A 17,431-nucleotide genomic window follows, 5' to 3' on the forward strand; every position below is an offset into this window, starting at 1 on the left:
AAGTGCGTATTCCACTCCTATCGATGGGACTCTCCTGCCAGGATTGAGGTCCGATCGGGAGACGCAGGAGGGCATGTGGCGAATCCACCGGGATGGTTATCCGTCGAGGGAGATCCCAGAGTTTGGCGGTGGTGGAATGGCGCTGCGTGGGAGGACGGTGTAGAGCGGGATCCGCGAGTCGCGTTGGATCGTCCGACAATTTTCGGGGAGCGTCTCAGATTCGTCCCAGACCCGACATGGCCGTCCCCTCCGAACGGTTGGTTTCCGCCACCTCTGTGGGAACCAGGTGCGGGTTGGGGTTACCCAGCAGGGCGGTTGTGGGACGTTGCGGCTGATGGGGGCAACTTGACGTCGGAGCTGGCGCGCGTTGAGGAGCTCGCGCAGGTCGTGGACATACGATTCCGCGAGTCGGAGCCCGGTGCGTGGCACGTGGCCGATCTAGACGCGATTCCTATCGTTTGGACGCCCCCACCGCTATGGCCCGCAGTTCCGAAAGGATGGTCGCCGCCGCAGGGGTGGAAAGTACCGCGGGGATGGGCGCCTGTGCCTGCGGGCTGGAACTTCTGGCAGCACGACCCATCCGTGCTTGCCTACCGAATCGAGACCTTGCTGAACGATATCGAGCAACGCAGCAGAGTATTGAGCAGCACACTGACTGGAATAGCGTCGATGCTCGACGCTGCGGATCGGCTGCTGTGTCGTGCCATGCAGCTGACTCCCCTCGCGCTTTCGCCTCTCCCAACCGCTGCTCGAGCCGGACTTGGTGCCGCCCCACCGCAGCACATTGCGTACTCCACGCACATGGCGCAGTACCAGCTCAATCTAGCGGTGTCTAGCCAGCGGACATATCTATTCCAGGTCGCTTATGGGATTGCCGACGCAGGTTGGTGTGGGGTGCTACGTCAATTGCTCAACGACGCTAAGGAGGACTACCTGCAGGCGGTGGAAGTAGCTGCACAGGCCGTGTTCGACGTGACTATCGCGAGTCTGCAGAACGAGGTGACCAGTCTGGCAGGTTCGCGTCGTGGAGATCGTCAAGGACGGGCTGCGCGGCTGTCCTCTCTCGTAGAACTGCTTAAGTCCGACATGAACGAGCGCGGCCGTGTCCTCAGCAACGCCTCTGACGATGGGGCTACTGCCTGAAGGCGTCGGTCTGTGGCCCCTGCAAGTTGGCCCAGGAACAATCTGCGGTGCACATGTAGCTGGGGAAGGCACCTGTTGCTGCTAGTCCGATTCTGCTCGAGGGCGATGTTCCTCATCGCGCCTGCAGGTATCCGCCACTGCGTACGAGCAAACCCTCGCCGACGGCGCATGCGATCACGCTGAGCAGTCGCTCGCGAACGTTTGCTGCGACCCGACTCACTCCAAATTCGTGTGCAGTCTCCCGCAGGGCATCCACCTCGCTGATGGCGTGTGCGCTTCGCACGACGCGCATGAGCGCATTGCGCAACTCCTGATACGGGACCTCTGCGAGGTCGCGCTGCCCTCCGGATTCAGGTATGCGATAGCCCCTGTACACATCGGCCGCCGTGTTCTCGGGCCATGCGATGAGGTCGCCGTTGGGGGCGACGGCGACCATACCGTGCGGGATGGCCTGCCGAAGGTGCTCCTTGCGAGTGCTGTGGAGTTTGGACAGGCCGAATCTGCGAGCCACGGTCTTGAGGAGGCGGTCCACGACGACAGGTCCTTCTGCCGCTACGACGTCGCGGATCTGTTGGCGGATCAGTTCACGGGCACGGGCGCCTGTCTCGTCCAGGATGTCACGAGAGATCCGTGGCGTACCGTCAGCGGGTACAAAGCGCGAGACGCCCTCGGGCAGTTGAGAGTCGCTGTGTACCACGTGAGGGGTCGGGGAGGTTGTCGGGCGCGCCTGGAGCAGGGCTCGCTCCGCTGCTCGGTCGACAGTCTGAGTGGCCGACGACAGGATGTCGTCGATCGTCTGAGCCACGGCAGCGGTCGCTGTGAGTACCGATTCGCCGACAGAGCGACGGGCGGCCCGGGGCGGTGGTTCCTGGGTGGTCTTCGCTGTTTCGAGTACCTGGTTGACGACCGCGCCGGGCTCGCGGAGCCACGTCGGCAACCAGATCCGCTCGACGCGCGACCAGCCCATCTGGTCGGTCAGCACGGACCTCGGCAGCCCGTCCCGATCGCCGACGCTGGTTCGCTGGGCCCAGACGGGGCCGTCGAGCAGGACCGCGACCCAGGGGCGGTCCTCGACACGGACCGCCAGGTCGACAGTGAAGTCCGACAGCCCGATGCCCGTGCGGACCTCAAGCCCTGCGTCGCGCAGCGCCTGCTCGATCTCGGCGAGGTGCCAGTCGCGTGCGGTCGGCCGCTGTAGCCCGGCTCGTTCGGCGCCGTGCTGGGCGAGGAGCAGATAGTCCTTGAGGTCCGCGAGGCCCTTGGCGCCCGACGTCGACAGGTCCAGCTCATGCGGGTCGAACGAGGCGAAGATCGTCACATGTTCCTTTGCGCGCGTCACGGCCACGTTCAGGCGCTTCTCGCCGCCAGTCCTGCTGAGCGGCCCCCAGTTCAGCGGGACCCGTCCGCGGGTGTCCTTCGCGAAGGCCAAAGTGAACAGGATGACGTCGCGTTCGTCGCCCTGGACGTTCTCGAGGTTCTTTACGAACAAGGGCTCATCGGCCCGTGACAGCGCACCTTCGATCGCTTCTGAGGACACCCGATGCGACTCCAGGAGATCGAGGATCAGGTCGCGCTGCTGGGTGTTGAAGGTGACCACGCCGATCGTGCGGTCAGGATCGTCGGTGAGCAGGGCCCCGATCTCGTCGACGACGGCGTCCGCCTCGGCGCGGTTCACCCGAGCCGCGCCACGTCCGCCGCCCTCCCACTGACCCTCGACCCTGCGCAGGTCGATCGCGGCGCCGCCGGCACGCCCTGGTGGCGCTGGGAAGCTCGAGAGCCTGCCCTCGTAGTAGGCCTTGTTCGAGAAGGCGATGAGCATCTCGTCGCGGGAACGGTAGTGCCAGGACAGCAGCAGCCGGGGTAGCCGCGACTCGACGCCTTCCGTGAGGATCGACTCCAGGTCGCGCGGCACCAGCCGTGTCTCGGTTTCGTCCGCTTCTTCATCGTCGCCCGTCGACGAGGCGAAGGTCGAGCTGGGTGGCATCTGCTGCGAGTCGCCCACGATGACCACCGACCGACCCCGGCCCATCGCACCGACGGCCTCCGGGACCCGGATCTGCGACGCCTCGTCGAACACGACCACGTCGAAGTCCACGGCGCCCGGCGGCAGGAATCGAGCCACCGAGCTGGGGCTCATCAGGAAGCAAGGTGTGACCTGCGTGATGATCGGCCCGAACTGGCCCAGCAGCTGCCGGATCGAGAGGCCACCGCGCCGGCGGGAGAGCTGCGCGCCGAGGTCGGCGACCTTGCCTCGTGGCTGATCGACGTCGATGGTGCGCGCCGCCGCGATACGCGCGGGCAGCTCGGTGAGCAGACGTCCGCGCACGTCCTCGCCGGTCGTGAGGAAGCGTTCTATGAATCGGGCACGTTCGGCGTCGTCGAACGCCTCGAGCCCGGTGGTCTCCATGCGTTCGGCCAGGATCGCGCGCGCAGCTCCGAGGCGGACGGCGTTCTCCACGTCGGTGCTGCCGAAGCTGCCGTCGCGGACCCGCCCGGCGACGTCCGCAAGACCGAAGCCGGTGAGTCGCTCGACGGCGGCACGGGTCCCTACCCACCGCTGCAGGCGCACGAACGAGTTGCCGCTGGCGTCGGCCTGCCAGTCGCCCAGGTTCTCCACCATTGCGATGCCTCGATGGCGTCCGCCGCACCAGTACGCCAGATCGTCCGGCGTCGTGCCGAGCGCCGTTAGGAAGGAGGCCCAGGCGGCGCCCAGCTCATGGACGACACCGCCCGGCGTGATCTGGTCGGCCGACAGGGTGCCTCGGCTGGCGGCGTGGACGGCATCGACGACGGCTGGCGTTGTCTCGTGCCCCGGCCGGCCGCCGCCCAGGACCGTACACAGCGTGCTCGCGTCCTCCAGGGCGGTGATCGCGTGCTCCACGATGTGCTGGTGGACTGGATCCAGCGGGTTCCAGTGGTACGGAAGCTCGACTCCGGGCAGGCTGCGGACGAAGTCGGTCAGCCGGTTCAGCTCGTCACGCACCCAGACGGCCTGCTGCAGCGCTGGCGTGAGCTGCTTGAGCGGTATCGAGGCCTCGCCACCTGGTAGCACCGCGGCAAGGTCGGCGAGGATCGCGCGGCGGCGCTTCGTCTTGCCGAACAGCTTGGCGTCAGCCTCGGCGGCCCGTGCTGTGAGAGCGCCCAGGTCGAGAGTCACTGCCTGTGGGGAGAACGGCGTCAGCCGTGGACCGCACGTGGTCCGGAAGGTGTCGATCGCGGCCCGAACCTCGTGCGCCCTCGTGCGCCAGTGCGGTGTGACGATCTCACGGGCTTCCGAGGCCGATCTGCCGACACCCGCCCGCAACGACTCCACCCAGCGAGCCACAGCCTGGAACTCATCGGGCGTCTGCGCCCGGTCGGTGAGGTCGCGAACCGGGCCGACGACGGCGTGGTCGGCCAGCATGAGCCGATCCAGGGCCGCTGCCACGCCCGTCCGGTCGAGGCGTGCGGGGTCGACGGGACCGGCCAGACGCCACGGCGACCGCGCGGGCGTGGCGCCCAGGCGGCCCAGGGCCCCACCCAGTTCCCGCGCGGCGTCGTACACGTCCGCCAACGGGGTGACGCCCTGCGCGACAGCGCGGGGTACGGTTGCCGGTTCGACGGCGCCCGCCGTGGCACGCAGCTCCAGGATGATCTGCCGGGCTTCCCACGCCGAGACGTCGACGGGTCCGGGTTCGTGCAGCAGTCGCGGGTAGTTGGACAGCGAGTCGACCAGGTTGCGGTACTGCGCCCGAGCAGTCTCCCAGCTCGACGACGACTCGGTGCGTGCCTCCATCGCAGTGCGGATCTGCCGACGAACAGCCTGGACCGTCTGGGTCTTGCCGTGCACGTCCAGGCTGAAGGTCCCGAGACCAACCTGGTCCAGGCGCCGCTTCACGACGTCGAGCGCCGCCTGCTTCTCCGCGACGAACAGCACCTTCTTGCCTTCGGCAAGCAGGTGCGCGATGAGGTTGGTGATGGTCTGCGACTTGCCAGTGCCCGGTGGGCCTTCGAGGATGAACGACTTGCCGGCCGCGGCCCACCGAATCGCCTCGATCTGCGAACCGTCCGCGGGGATCGGCAGGTACGTTACTGCCTCGGCTGCCGGGTCGGGCTCAGGCGGCGCGACGTCGTCGAGGAACGGTTGTCCCGGGGTGTCCACCATGTGCCGTACGGCCGGGCGCTCGAGGAACGAAGGCCAGCCCTCCACGAGATCGCGCCACATGTCGAGGGTCGAGAACTGGACCAGGCTGAGGTGAGCGGTCTCCTCGACGTGGAAGCCGGCCAGACCCTTGCGCAGCAGCGCGGAGCGCACGGCAGCGAGCGCGCCCTCGACGTCGATCCCCGACTCGTCGTGCCCCGGCTCCGTGAGCTCGGGGACGGTCACGCCCCAGGAGACCCGCAGCTTCTCGACGAGGCAGTAGTTCGGCTCGACCTGCCGCGTCTCGTCGAGCGCGAGGGTGAACGTCGTCAGGCCTCGCCCGCCGATGAGCTTGACCGGGACGAGGAAGAGTGGCGCCACACCCTCCTTGCCGCTCTCGGTCCACTCCAGGGTGCCGATCGTGAGGTAGAGGCTGTCGGTACCGGTTTCCTCCAGCGTGGTCTTCGCCTTGCGGGCCAGGCTGCGGAGCTTGCGGTGGTACTCCAGCTTGCTGGTCGCCGTGAAGAGCCGGTGCTCCTCGATCAAGATCCGCCGCAGAGCGTCCGCATCGACGTCGGCTGCGGTGCGGGCGCCCTGGGCGCGCAGCAGTTCGGCCAGCTCGTCGTGCGGCACGAGTGTCAGCCGGTTCCCCTGCGCGACGGCGTCCTCCAGCTGGGCCAGCGTGTCGGTCGGCACGTGCACCGGCACTGACGAGGCCTTCTTCAACTTGAGCAGGGGGTTCCGGTAGGTCATGTCGAGCAGCGAACGCTGCCACCGATCGACCCGGCCCGGGACGGTCCCGTGGGCGTGCCTGCCGTCTCCTTCGTTGGACGGAGTCCGGCGCCCGGGAACGGCTGGCGCGTCCTTGACGACCTCGACCACCCGTACCCCGTCCTCGACCCGGACGTTCGGCAGGGGCTTGACGATGCGGTGCGCCGCATGGACGTCCAGGAGGTACCTGACCTCGTGGAGATGGGTGGTGCGCCAGCGACGAGCGTGGCCGCGAGCCTCGTCGAACCCGACCTGCTCCTCGCCGGAGCACACGGCCGTCGTCTCGACCGCCTCAAAGAGGTCAGAGTCCAGGACGGTCGCCACGGCGCCGGGCTGTGTGACGTCGACGTCCGGGAGCTGGCCGTCCTCGGTGAGGTACCCGGCGAAGGCGTGGTCCTGCGTCACCACGATGACCGGGTGGAGGCCGGCGGCCTCCAGGACGGCTGCGTACAGAACGGACAGGTCCAGGCAGGTGCCGTACCGGTCGTCGAGCACCTGGCCGTGGCTACGAATGCGTTGGCCGGTTCCTTCAAAGCTGGGCGGCGCCTCCACGTACCGGATCTCGGCGGTGACGAGAGCGTCGTAGAGCGCTTCGGCGATCTGGTGGACCCGCTCCGGGCCTGTCTGGTAGCCGTCGAGTGCGGGGGTGCCGACGCGCTCGGCGAGCAGCCCGCTAGCAGTGTCCAGGATCTTCTGGACCGCTGGGTCGTTCGGGCGCACGAAGGCCGCGAGCGTCTCGTGCAGGCCTAGCGCCCACCACTCGTCAATGGTCAGGAGCCGGACCGTCGTACTGTCGGAGAACGTCCGCGACGTCGTCTCCGCGACCAGGTGCACTCCGGTCGTGACCGCCTCGTCGAACACGACGAACGGCCCGCTGGTCAGTCGCCACGCGAGCCGGCTGGTGGGGATCTCGACCTGCGCACCTGGTGCGACGTCACCGACCTCCACGACGAGCGGGGCGGCCAGCGGCGAGTCCGGGAGCGGGCTGTCGATGGACAACGTGAGCCGAAGTCCGTTGACGGGCTCCGTGCCGCGGTTGTGCAGCGATGCTTGGGCGACCGGGGAGATCCCGTTGTGGACCAATGCGTAGTTGATCGCCTCGCGGACACCGATCACGATGTCGAGGTCGCCCAGCCGTGCCGTGAGCAAGCGCTGGCCGCGGGGTTCGTTGTCGAGCATCAGACGAGCGCCCTGTACCTTTGTCTGCCCCCGCTCAGATGATTGAGGTTTCGTTGGGGCGAGGTCCGACGAGGCTGCCGCAAGCTCAGATGAGGGACCGGACGCTGCAGCCGCGCGCAACGCCGTGATCGACTCCAAAGCGTCATCTAGGCCTAGCGATTCGGCCAGCAGGGCCATCGTGTCCAGGGCGCGTTCGGCATCGCGGTCACTGACCGACGATGTGTGTGCCGCACGGTTGGACGCCTGGATGAGCTCGTCCACCCAGGCTCGCTGTGTGGTGTCGACCTCGGTGAACACGGCTCGCTCATAACGGAGGATCCGGAGCAGGACACGCGGATCCTCGGGGTTCACCGTGTAGTCGTGCCCGCGCCGAGCTGTCTCCTTGGCTTCGTACAGCGCGACCCACGGCTTGCCGTGCGCGGCACCGGACATCCGCTTGTCCACCAGGGTTGCAAGCGCCCGGCCGAGCACGTCCATCCCACGGATCTGGCGCTCCTTGGCAGTCAGGTCAGTCACGACGTTTCCTTCATTCAATTCAACGGCGTTCGCGGATGCAGGTAGCGCTCATCCATCGTGACAGGTCACAGCAGTGCGGCATGCGCGTCGGTGGGTGAGATCGGGGACGGCGGGGGTGAAACGTCTCCGCTCATCCGTGAACGGTGCCCGAAGAGCTGTCGTTGGCATGGAGCGCTGCAAAGTGGCTGGTCTGCCTGGCTGTCGAATCCGACCTGTATCCAATTACGAAGACGGACACGTGGGGAGCGCTCTTGACCGGGATTCGTGACCCAGTGGTCGCGGCGTTCTCACCGAAGTCGTCGTCGAAGCCTTCGGTGCGACTCCAGCGGCGTGCTCCGGGCCCCAGCGTCACCTGCGTGAACAGGCCCCCTCGGCGTGCGGTCAGATGGCGGTGAGTAGGTCCCGCAGTTCCTCTCCGATGGGGAGTACGCGCCATCCGCCGGCGCCCAGCTCCGCAATGGTCTCGGCTGTCAACTCCACTTCGGCGGCGATCTTGCGGTCGGGCCAGGCGATGGCCACGGGAATGCCATCGCTCGTCTCGATGCCGAGCTGAGGCCGAGGGAGCTCCATGGCGGCGAGTCGAGCGAGTGCGGAGCGCTCCTCCTCCGTGGCATGGGGCTCAAGAGCCGCCCACTCAGCTGGCAGGTGAGCGGCCGCGCGGAGGGAAGCCCGCTCTTCGAACTGACGGATCGCTTCCGCGATGGTCTCGGCAGTGGCTTCGTCCAGCCAGTACTGCGATGGCGGTCCCTCGATCCATTGCGACGGGAGGTGGTGCCCCAGTTGAGCGGCGTATCGGCCCGGCCATGCGAAGACACCCGCGACAGTCTTACCGTCATTGGCGACTCCGATCCGGCGGGCTAGCTCGGGCACGCCGACAGGCTCTGGCGATCGCTCAAGTAGTACCCGGTAGAACTCACGGGCAGTGGTGCTCATTAGCGACCAGAACTCGATGGCGTCGTCGACATCGGTCTCGATGTCCCAGTGGGCCAAGGAGTCCGAGGCGTCGGTCGCGGAGGGCTTTTCGCCACGGAACGTAGAGCGGATGTCGGCCAGCCTGCGGCCGTCGTCCAAGCGCCAGAAAGTCCAGCCGTTCGTCACACCGCCCTTGACATGCTTGCCCGCGGCCGACGGCGAGTCGAACGTGGCGTCGCCCACGATCAGGCTCCCGTCTGCGCCGACCGTTGCGCTCATATCGGTCCACTGCCCAGGCCGCGGCGTGAGCCGCGTTCCCGGGCTCATCAGGCCGGCGACGACAAGGTCTCGAACCTGGACCCAGCTCTGGGCACTGGTTCGGGTGTCGGCGATCTCGCCTACATGCCCCTTGGGAACGGGCCATGTCCGCAGGAGGATGTCGATCATCCCGGCGGTGCGGGCGTCGATGCGCTGTTCGTCCCACCCATCCGCGGAGATCTCACGGATTCTCTGGTTGATCTTGAGGACGTCATGCTTGGCGAGCTTGGCGTGCTTGCCGGTGTTCCCGAGCCAAGGCCCGTTCGAAACCGTGGAGTTGAGCTTCGCCGTCAGGAGCGTGAGATTGCCGAGCCGGTGAACATGAGCGCCACGTTCCGCCCGTGCCTCGTCGCTGTCGACAGGCCACCGTTCCTCCCACCGCTGCGGGAGCAGGTGCTCTATCGGGTAGCCGCCCCGGTCGACCTGGTGGGCGTGGTACTCCGCACGAAAGCTGTCCTCGACAGCCTCGAGCAGCATCCGTAGGCGGGCCCGCGAGTACCGGCGATACGCGGGCGCCGTGAGCAGGAACGTCCGGATTTCTGCATCGCCCGGCCAGTAGGAGCTGGCGACCGTCTGGCCGCGCAGGAAGTTCTCGACGGTCCGGACGAGCTCGTCCTCGCTCACGGCACGGCCGGTTCTGATCAAGTTGGCCACCACGGACCCCAGGTTGCTGGTGGTCAGACGCAGCAGGCTGCGCCGAACCACCCAGCTCTCCACAATGCCGATCACCTGGTCGATGACCGGCTGGGGGAGGTTGCGGCCCGGTTCGTGCAGCCACAGGAGCACCGGCTTGAGCAGTTCGATGCCTTGCGCCTGCATCCGGTACACCGTCATCTCGGTCGGCGTGAGGTTCCTGTCCGCGTCCGCCGCTGCGAGCGTCCACTGCTCGTACCGTGCTGCCTCCTCCTTGATCGCGCGGAGCAGGTCGATCATCTTCTGCTTCGACTCGTGCTCCACGAAGTACTTGAACCTGGTGAAGGTGGACTTGGTGCTGATCTCTTCCGCGACGCGCGACATGAGCCACTGGTTGAGGAACAGCGCGCCTCGCGTGTACGTGACCCGTCCGACGGCGAGTTCGGCCTCCCAGAACTTCGACTCGAACGGCCAGTCCTCTGCGTAGACCTTCGCGGTGTCCGCGCCGTCGGCCTCCAGCTTCTGGAAGACGAAGTTCTTAATCAGGTCCGCTGCCGTCAGCGGAGTGCCACGAGCGTTCAAGGTCTCGAAGATCTCCTGAGAGTTCTCATTTGCTTGGAGATCGATCGCCACGATCTGCAGACCCTGCTGCAGGACATGTGCCAAGGCCTGTGCTCGCTGGGCGAATACCGAAGCGTCCGCGGCACCGAGCCAGATCCGCACTTCACCGGCGAAGTACTGATGCGCACCGACGATGCGTGTCGCCTTGTGCTTGAGACCGTCGTAGTTGATTGGCGCGTCGGCGCGCATCACCTCCTCGAACGCGGCCCGGTCCTTGTTCGTGTGTCGAACCTTCAGTCGGGCCGTCTCGTCCTGCACGAAGTCCGGCGAATTGTGCGTCAGTGTCTCCAACTGCGCTGCCAGGTGGTCCTGGCCCGCCCCTTCAAACTCTGCAGCTGCGGCGTCCATGAGAATCTGGAGCGTTGTCAGGCGCTGCTGGCCGTCGATGACGTTTCGGGCGGGCACTGAACCCACCGGGGTCTCCTGAGCCTGCAGTACGACCGCGCCCAGAAAATGGATCGCCGGGCGGAACGGGTTGGTGAGGCGTAGCTCTGCCATGCGCCGCACGTCTGCCCATAGTGGTGCCCACTGGTCGGTCTCATCCCACACATACGGGCGCTGGAACAGCGGCACCACGAGGTGTTGCGGCAGATTGAAGACGTCCATCGGCGTGCGAACGTTGGTATCCACGGTGCAGGCGATCCCTCGACGAGTCGTCGGAACAGGTTGCTGCGACGGTATCGGGTGCGTCTTGGCCGCGCAGTGGGTATGCGGATGGACTTCGGGTGATTTCCGGGCCGCTGGCGCATCTCTACTCGTCTGACTTGGCTGTGCGGGTCATACCTTATGAAATGGCGTCGTCGGGGGCGATGCAGTACCAACACCGACATCGGGCGAATTTGAGGATGATTGTGTGCTCATGGACGACCCGTTTCACGGCGTCCGTGCTGCTCATGGCCTTACGATCGGGATGCAGGGGCGCTGCCGCACTCCTGCTGGCCAAAACTCCAAGCGCAGAGGGCGGGACGTTGACGACGATCGCGACGGAGCATTCGGACACGACTACGCCCGCGGTGCTACCTGCGCTGCCTGAGCCGGGCCAGATCGTCAAGGTGCGGGGCTCGACGTGGGCGGTTACGGACGTGCGTGAGCAGGGGCTTCTGCGTAGCCCGGCCGACGACGGCATCGCTCGCCTCAACCACGTGGTGAGTCTGCAGTCTCTCGACGAAGACCGCCTGGGCGAGGACTTGAGCGTGGTATGGGAGTTGGAGGTCGGCCACTCCGTGGCGCCCGATCGTGGCCTGCCAGAGGAGGTCACGGTCGACGGATTCGACGACCCCAACCGCCTCGCGGCGTTCGTGGATGCCGTGCGCTGGGGTGCGATCACATCTGCCGACCCGGACGAATTCCAGGCCCCGTTTCGCTCAGGCGCGAACGTCGAGGCCTATCAGCTCGAACCGCTGCGACGCGCCCTCCAGGCGCCTCGCACCAATCTCCTTCTGGCGGACGACGTCGGTCTGGGCAAGACGATCGAGGCCGGCCTGGTGATCCAAGAGCTCCTCCTGCGGCACCGTGCCCGCAGCGTGGTCATCGTCTGCCCGCCGAGCCTGGCACTGAAGTGGCAGGACGAGATGCGAGAGAAGTTCGGTCTGGAATTCGTCATCGTCAACTCCCAGCTGATGGCGCAGGTTCGGCGCACGCACGGCCTGAACGCGAATCCGTTCCGTCTCTTCCCGCGGGTCATCGTCTCGATGGCGTGGCTGCCGGGCGTCCGCGCTCAGCGCCTGCTGCGTGACGCCACGGCCCAGACCGGTCAGACCAACACCGCGCGCCGGTACGTGTTCGACATGCTCGTCGTCGACGAGGCGCACCACGTGGCGCCGTCGAGCCCGACGGGCGTCGGACAGGCCCGCGGCTACGCGATCGACTCTCAACGCACGCACGCGGTCCGGGACCTGGCGCGGGTTAGTGAGCACCGGTTATTCCTGAGTGCGACCCCGCACAATGGTCACTCGGAGAGCTTCACGGCGCTGCTCGAGATGATCGACAACCGCCGGTTCTCCCGCGGCGCGTCCGTGGACGCCAAGGCCTTGCGGGACGTCACGGTCCGTCGGCTCAAGGGCGACATTGAAACCAAGAACTTCAAGCCCCGTGAACTGGCCACCATCGTCTTCGAACCGACCGTCGACGAGGAGGAGACGTTCAACCTCCTCGACGGGATTCTGGAGGCGTCAGCGAAGCAAAACGGCCGTCGCAAGACCGGCGACATCGTCTCCATGCTGCTCAAGAAGCGGTTCCTCTCCAGCCCTTACGCGTTCGGCCGTACCCTCGATTCCTATCGCGAAGCACAATTCGGCGGCGGCAACGACTGGGAGATCCCGGCGGACCCGTACGCGGAGATCTTCGGCTCCGAGCAGTACGACGAGGAGGAAGGCCTCCTCGACCACCCGGAGTTCAGCGCTCTGCGCCAGTCGAAGAAGAATGACCCGTTGTCCGCCGCGACGGTCGATGAGATCGACCGCCTCGTCGCCTGGGGGCTGGGCTTCGAGCATCGAGCCGACTCGCGTCTGACCGCCCTGGCCGGGTGGCTTGAATCGATCTGCCGTCCTGATGGGAGACACTGGACCAACGAGCGTGTCGTGATCTTCACCGAGTATGCCGACACGCTCGAGTGGATCGTGTCGAACCTGCGCCAGCGCGGCTACGACGAGACCCGACTGGCGACGATCCAAGGTTCCACCGACGTCGAGACCCGCGAGCTCACCCGTGCCCGCTTCAACGCCGATCCAGTCAAGGAATCGGTGCGAGTCCTTGTCGCCACGGACGCGGCCGGCGAAGGCATCGACCTGCAGGCCCACTGTCACCACCTGGTGAACTTCGATGTCCCGTTCAACCCGTCCCGCCTGGAGCAGCGGATCGGACGTATCGACCGGTACGGACAGCAACACCGGCCGGAGGTGTTGCAGTTCGTACCGGATAGGGCCTCAGGTCAGTTCGGCGGGGCGATGAAGTTCATGAAGGTGATCGCCGAAAAAGTCGCCACGGTCAAGGGAGACCTAGGCTCGGTAAACCCCGTGATCGACGCCGACATCCAGAACCAGTTCGGCCGCCTCGACAAGCCGCGTACCACCAGGAAGTCCGCCGACGCCGAGGCCGTCAACCAGGTCATGGCCGGCTCCGCAGAGCTCAACCGAGCACTGACCCGCCTGGCCAGCCAGTACGACACCCTCAAGGCGCGCATGCATTTGACCCCCGACAACGCGCGCCGCGTCCTGGACACCGCCCTCGCCCTGACGAACCAGCCCCTCCTGCGCGAGGTCGGTCCGGACGAGCCTGGCTGGGAGGAGGACACTCCCGACGCCTCCGTCTTCGCGGTCCCGAACCTTGGCCACGCCTGGCAGCCCGCGCTCCGCGGTCTCGACACCCGTCTCCGCCCCGGCGTCAACCGGCCAATCACTTTCGACGACACCGTGTCAGACGGCGGCTCGGGTGACCTCGTCTCCACCGGTGAGGTGGTGCACGTCCACCTTGGGCACGGGCTGCTCCAAAAGGCCGGACGCATCCTGCGTTCCTCACTGTTCAGCGCGGACTCCGCGATGCGCCGCGTGACGGCCGTCATCGTCCCGGACCTCGAAGAGTCCTGTGTCGCCGCCGTCGCTCGCCTCGTCCTCGTCGGACGCGGCGGTCTGCGCTTGCACGAGGAAGTCTTCCTCGCAGGCCTGCGCCTCAAAGGCCGCGCCCTGGCGGAAGCTAAGGCAGAGGCACTCGTCGAACAGACCCTTGACTTGTCCGACCTCGACCTCGCTCCCGAACCTGTTCGTGCCCGTCTCACTGCGGAGTGGAACGCCGCTGAACGCGGCCTACGAGCCAGGCTCGACGACGCCATGCGACGAGCCGCCGACCGCAAGCAGCACGCTGTCACCGACGAGCTCGCCAAGCGCCAGGCCGCAGACACCGATCGCGCCCGCGAGATCTACGCCGCCTTCCGCCGGAACCTCACCGAGTCGCTGACCCGGCTGCGGCGAGAGGAAGCGGAACTCGCCGAGTCCTTGTTCACACTGCCCGAGGAACGACGGCAGTTTCGTGAGGACATCCGGGCTATGGAGAACCGGCTTGAAGAACTGGACTCCGAGGAGGATCGGGAGATCGCGGCCATCGGCGACCGCTACACCGACATCAAGCCTTACGTCTCGGCAGCCGCTGTGGTCTTCGCGCTGACCCCCGACGACGCCCGTTCCGCCGACTTGGGAGACCTCGCGTGACCCGACCGCACAACCGCCGCAAGGGCTCCGACGTCGCAGGCCGCCACCGTGCCTGGCTCGAACTCGTCGATCGCGAAGGTCCCTTCCTGGCAGTTCCGGCGCTCAAGCGCGTCTGGCCCCAGGGAATCGGGCACGTCTCCGACGCGGCGAAGGGAGCGCTCGCCGACGCCAAGCCCGACTTCGACCGTGTTTGGGACGAATACACCCGCGCCACCGCGACTGCACCAGGCGCAAGCGAGGCCGCCCTTGCGGAGTACCGCGGTGCTCGAGACAAATGGGTGCAGACAGTACTGCAAGACGTTGCAGGCTGGGAGAACCTCCTGACCTGGGATCTGGCGACGCTACCAAATCCTGCCGGGGCTGCTGGTGTCCCTGTCTCCACGTCGCCCGCTCGCCGTGTACAGGTCCAAGCAACGGGAGCGCTGCGCCGCGGTAACGACGTTGGAGCACTGATCCTTGTGGTTGACCCGGTCGGTTCGCTGCGCGACCCGGGTACGGACGAGTGGTCGGCATCTCCGATCGACCGGATGGACGCGCTGCTGCGCGACTCCGGCCATCTGATCGGAGTCGTGACTGACGGCCGCTGGTGGGCAATCGTCTCTGCTCAGCCCGACACCATGACCGCCTCGGGCATCGTGGACGCACAGACGTGGATTGAGGAGCCAGACGTCCGCAACGCGTTCTTCGCGCTGCTCGACGTCCAGCGCTTCTTCGGCGGCGAGACCACCAACCGTCTGACCGCGCTGTTCCGTGAGTCTGTGACCGCAGCGGAAGAGATCACCGTCGCGCTCGGCACCCAGGTGCGCCGCGCCGTCGAGCTCGTGGTCACTGCCTTCTCCGAGTCCGCCGCCGACGCCCGCACGGCAGGTCGCCCCGATCCGCTCCCGGTAAACCGGGGGCAGGTGTACGACGGTGCGGTGACCGCGATGATGCGCGTGGTCTTCCTCCTCTTCGCTGAGGAACGCTCGATGATGCCGCAGTCTGTGCTCTTCACGAGCGCGTACGGAGTTAGCGACGAGCTCGACCGCCTCGACGCGCGCCTGCAGGACGAGGGCGCGGAGTCCCTCGACGCCACCCACCACACCTGGCACCGGCTCTTGGCGACTTCCCGTGCGCTCTACTCGGGCGTCAATACGGAAGACATGCGCTTGCCCGCCTACGGTGGCTCCCTGTTCGATGCCGAGCGCTTCCCTTGGCTCACGGTCACGGACGAGAGCGGCGCGCTTGCGCTGACGGTCTCCGATCGCGTCATGCTCGAGGTCCTGCGATCGGTGCAGTACGCCCCCATTGGCGGCGAGAGCCGCCGCATCTCCTTCCGCGACATTGGTGTGGAGCAGATCGGGTACATCTACGAGGGCCTGCTCGGGTACACGTCGCAGGAAGTTGACGAGGTCACCGTTGGTCTCATCGGGAAGGACGGCGAAGAGCCCGAGATCTCACTCGATGTCCTCGACGATCTGTGGGAGCAGCATGACGGTGATCCCACGGCCGCCAAGGCGCTCATCGACTGGGTTAAGAAGAACCAGTCCGCGGGGACCCTCCAGCCGAACAGTGCCTCCGGTCTCGTGCGGAAGCTGAACGCGACGATCGAGGATGCCGACCGTGCCCTGCTCTCCGTGACCCGTGACGAGGCGTTGATCGCGCGGCTTCGTCCTTACCTCGGTCTGATCCGTCGGGACCTCCGCAACCGACCCGTCGTAATCCAGCCTGGTGGGCTTGCCGTCGTCGAGACGAAGTCCCGCGCGAACGCCGGCGCCCACTACACGCCGAAGTCGCTGGCACACGATGTGGCGCGGCACGCGCTGGAGCCCTTGGTGTACTCGCCGGGACCGCATCAGAGCGCAGACCGCAGCACCTGGCGGCCCATCGACTCGAACCAGATCCTCGACCTCAAGGTCGCCGACATTGCCTGCGGCTCGGGCGCCTTCCTCGTCGCAGCCGCCGAGTACCTTGCCGACCGGTTGGTCGAGGCCTGGCGGCGTGAGGGCGTCGTGTCCCAAACGTCGCACGATCTTCTCATCAAGGCGCGACGCGCGATTGTTGCGTCCTGCCTCTACGGCGCCGACATCAACGCCATGGCCGTCGAGATGTGCAAGCTCTCCCTCTGGCTCGTCTCGCTCGACCCGGGCCAGCCGTTCTCCTTCGTTGACGACAAGGTGCTTCACGGCAACTCGCTCCTCGGCCTCACGGACGTGAAGCAGATCGAGGAGGTCCACATCAATCCCAGCCGAGTAAAGCACCAGTACACCGGCAGCCTTCTCGGGATCGGCGGTGACGTCGGCTTCGTCGAGACGGTCGACGTCCGGGCGAGGGTCCGCGCCTTGGCCAACCTCCGCCGCCAGATCGCCGGCGAGATTGTCGAGAACGATGTCATGCGATCTGCCAACGCGAAGAAGCGGCTCTGGGCTCGATACCAGGCCGACGCGGCCGAGCTCACGCTCGTCGCAGACGGCATCATCGCCGCTGGGCTCGAACTTGGCGGGAAGCCGGGTGGGGCCCTCGACGAGAAGTACGAGAACCTTCGCATCGCCGTGGACCGGGCCTTCACTTCGGGGGGTGACCACACGATGCTCAACGGGATTGTCGAGCATGGGCTCACGCCGACGGTTGAGACTGACTATGAGCGTTGGAAGCCGCTGCACTGGGCGCTGGCTGTGCCGGATGTCTTCGAGCACGGCGGCTTCGACGCGATTGTGGGCAACCCACCCTTCCTTGGCGGGAAGAAGATCTCAGGCGCTTCGGGCAGCAATGTTCGTGAGTGGTTCGTCAACGTATTGGCTGGTGGTGTGAAGGGCAATGCGGACCTCGTTGCCTATTTCTTCCTCCGTGCGACCTCGCTCCTGTCAGCGAAGGGGATGGTCGGCCTGATCGCCACGAACACGGTGGCACAGGGCGACACTCGCGAGGTCGGTCTGGACGCGATGGTCGCAGGCGGATTCACGATCACGCGGGCGGTGCAGTCACGGCCGTGGCCGGCGCAATCGGCGAACCTGGAGTACGCCGCAGTGTGGGGCAC

Annotated in this window: 5 protein-coding genes; 3 read left to right on the forward strand and 2 right to left on the reverse strand. The window is 66.6% G+C overall.

Annotation, left to right across the window (positions count from 1 at the left end; all coding sequences use genetic code 11):
* Window positions 1–801: 801 nt before the first annotated feature.
* The gene (locus H291_RS33855) at window positions 802–1,143 is read left to right on the forward strand and encodes a hypothetical protein (protein ID WP_157237146.1); all 342 of its coding nucleotides are present in this window, start codon (window positions 802–804) and stop codon (window positions 1,141–1,143) included.
* Between the two features lie 112 nt (window positions 1,144–1,255).
* Here H291_RS33855 and H291_RS0118860 read toward each other — a convergent pair whose 3' ends face one another.
* Window positions 1,256–7,729 carry a DUF4011 domain-containing protein gene (locus H291_RS0118860; RefSeq protein ID WP_020016573.1) on the reverse strand — a complete coding sequence of 2,158 codons (6,474 nt, stop codon included), beginning with the start codon at window positions 7,727–7,729 and terminating at the stop codon, window positions 1,256–1,258.
* Window positions 7,730–8,110: 381 nt separating this feature from the next.
* On the reverse strand, window positions 8,111–10,843 hold the full coding sequence (locus tag H291_RS30785; protein WP_198012526.1) for a GmrSD restriction endonuclease domain-containing protein: 2,733 nt from the start codon (window positions 10,841–10,843) through the stop codon (window positions 8,111–8,113).
* Between the two features lie 338 nt (window positions 10,844–11,181).
* Between H291_RS30785 and drmD the strand changes: the two genes are divergently transcribed.
* Both drmD and H291_RS0118875 read left to right on the forward strand, forming a co-directional pair.
* The gene (gene drmD, locus H291_RS0118870) at window positions 11,182–14,415 is read left to right on the forward strand and encodes a DISARM system SNF2-like helicase DrmD (RefSeq protein ID WP_232216099.1); all 3,234 of its coding nucleotides are present in this window, start codon (window positions 11,182–11,184) and stop codon (window positions 14,413–14,415) included.
* On the forward strand, window positions 14,412–17,431 hold a 3,020-nt coding region (locus H291_RS0118875; protein ID WP_033327369.1), incomplete at its 3' end, for an Eco57I restriction-modification methylase domain-containing protein. The genes drmD and H291_RS0118875, both read left to right, overlap by 4 nt.

The organism is Promicromonospora sukumoe 327MFSha3.1, assembly GCF_000385135.1.
Lineage (GTDB): Bacteria > Actinomycetota > Actinomycetes > Actinomycetales > Cellulomonadaceae > Promicromonospora > Promicromonospora sukumoe_B.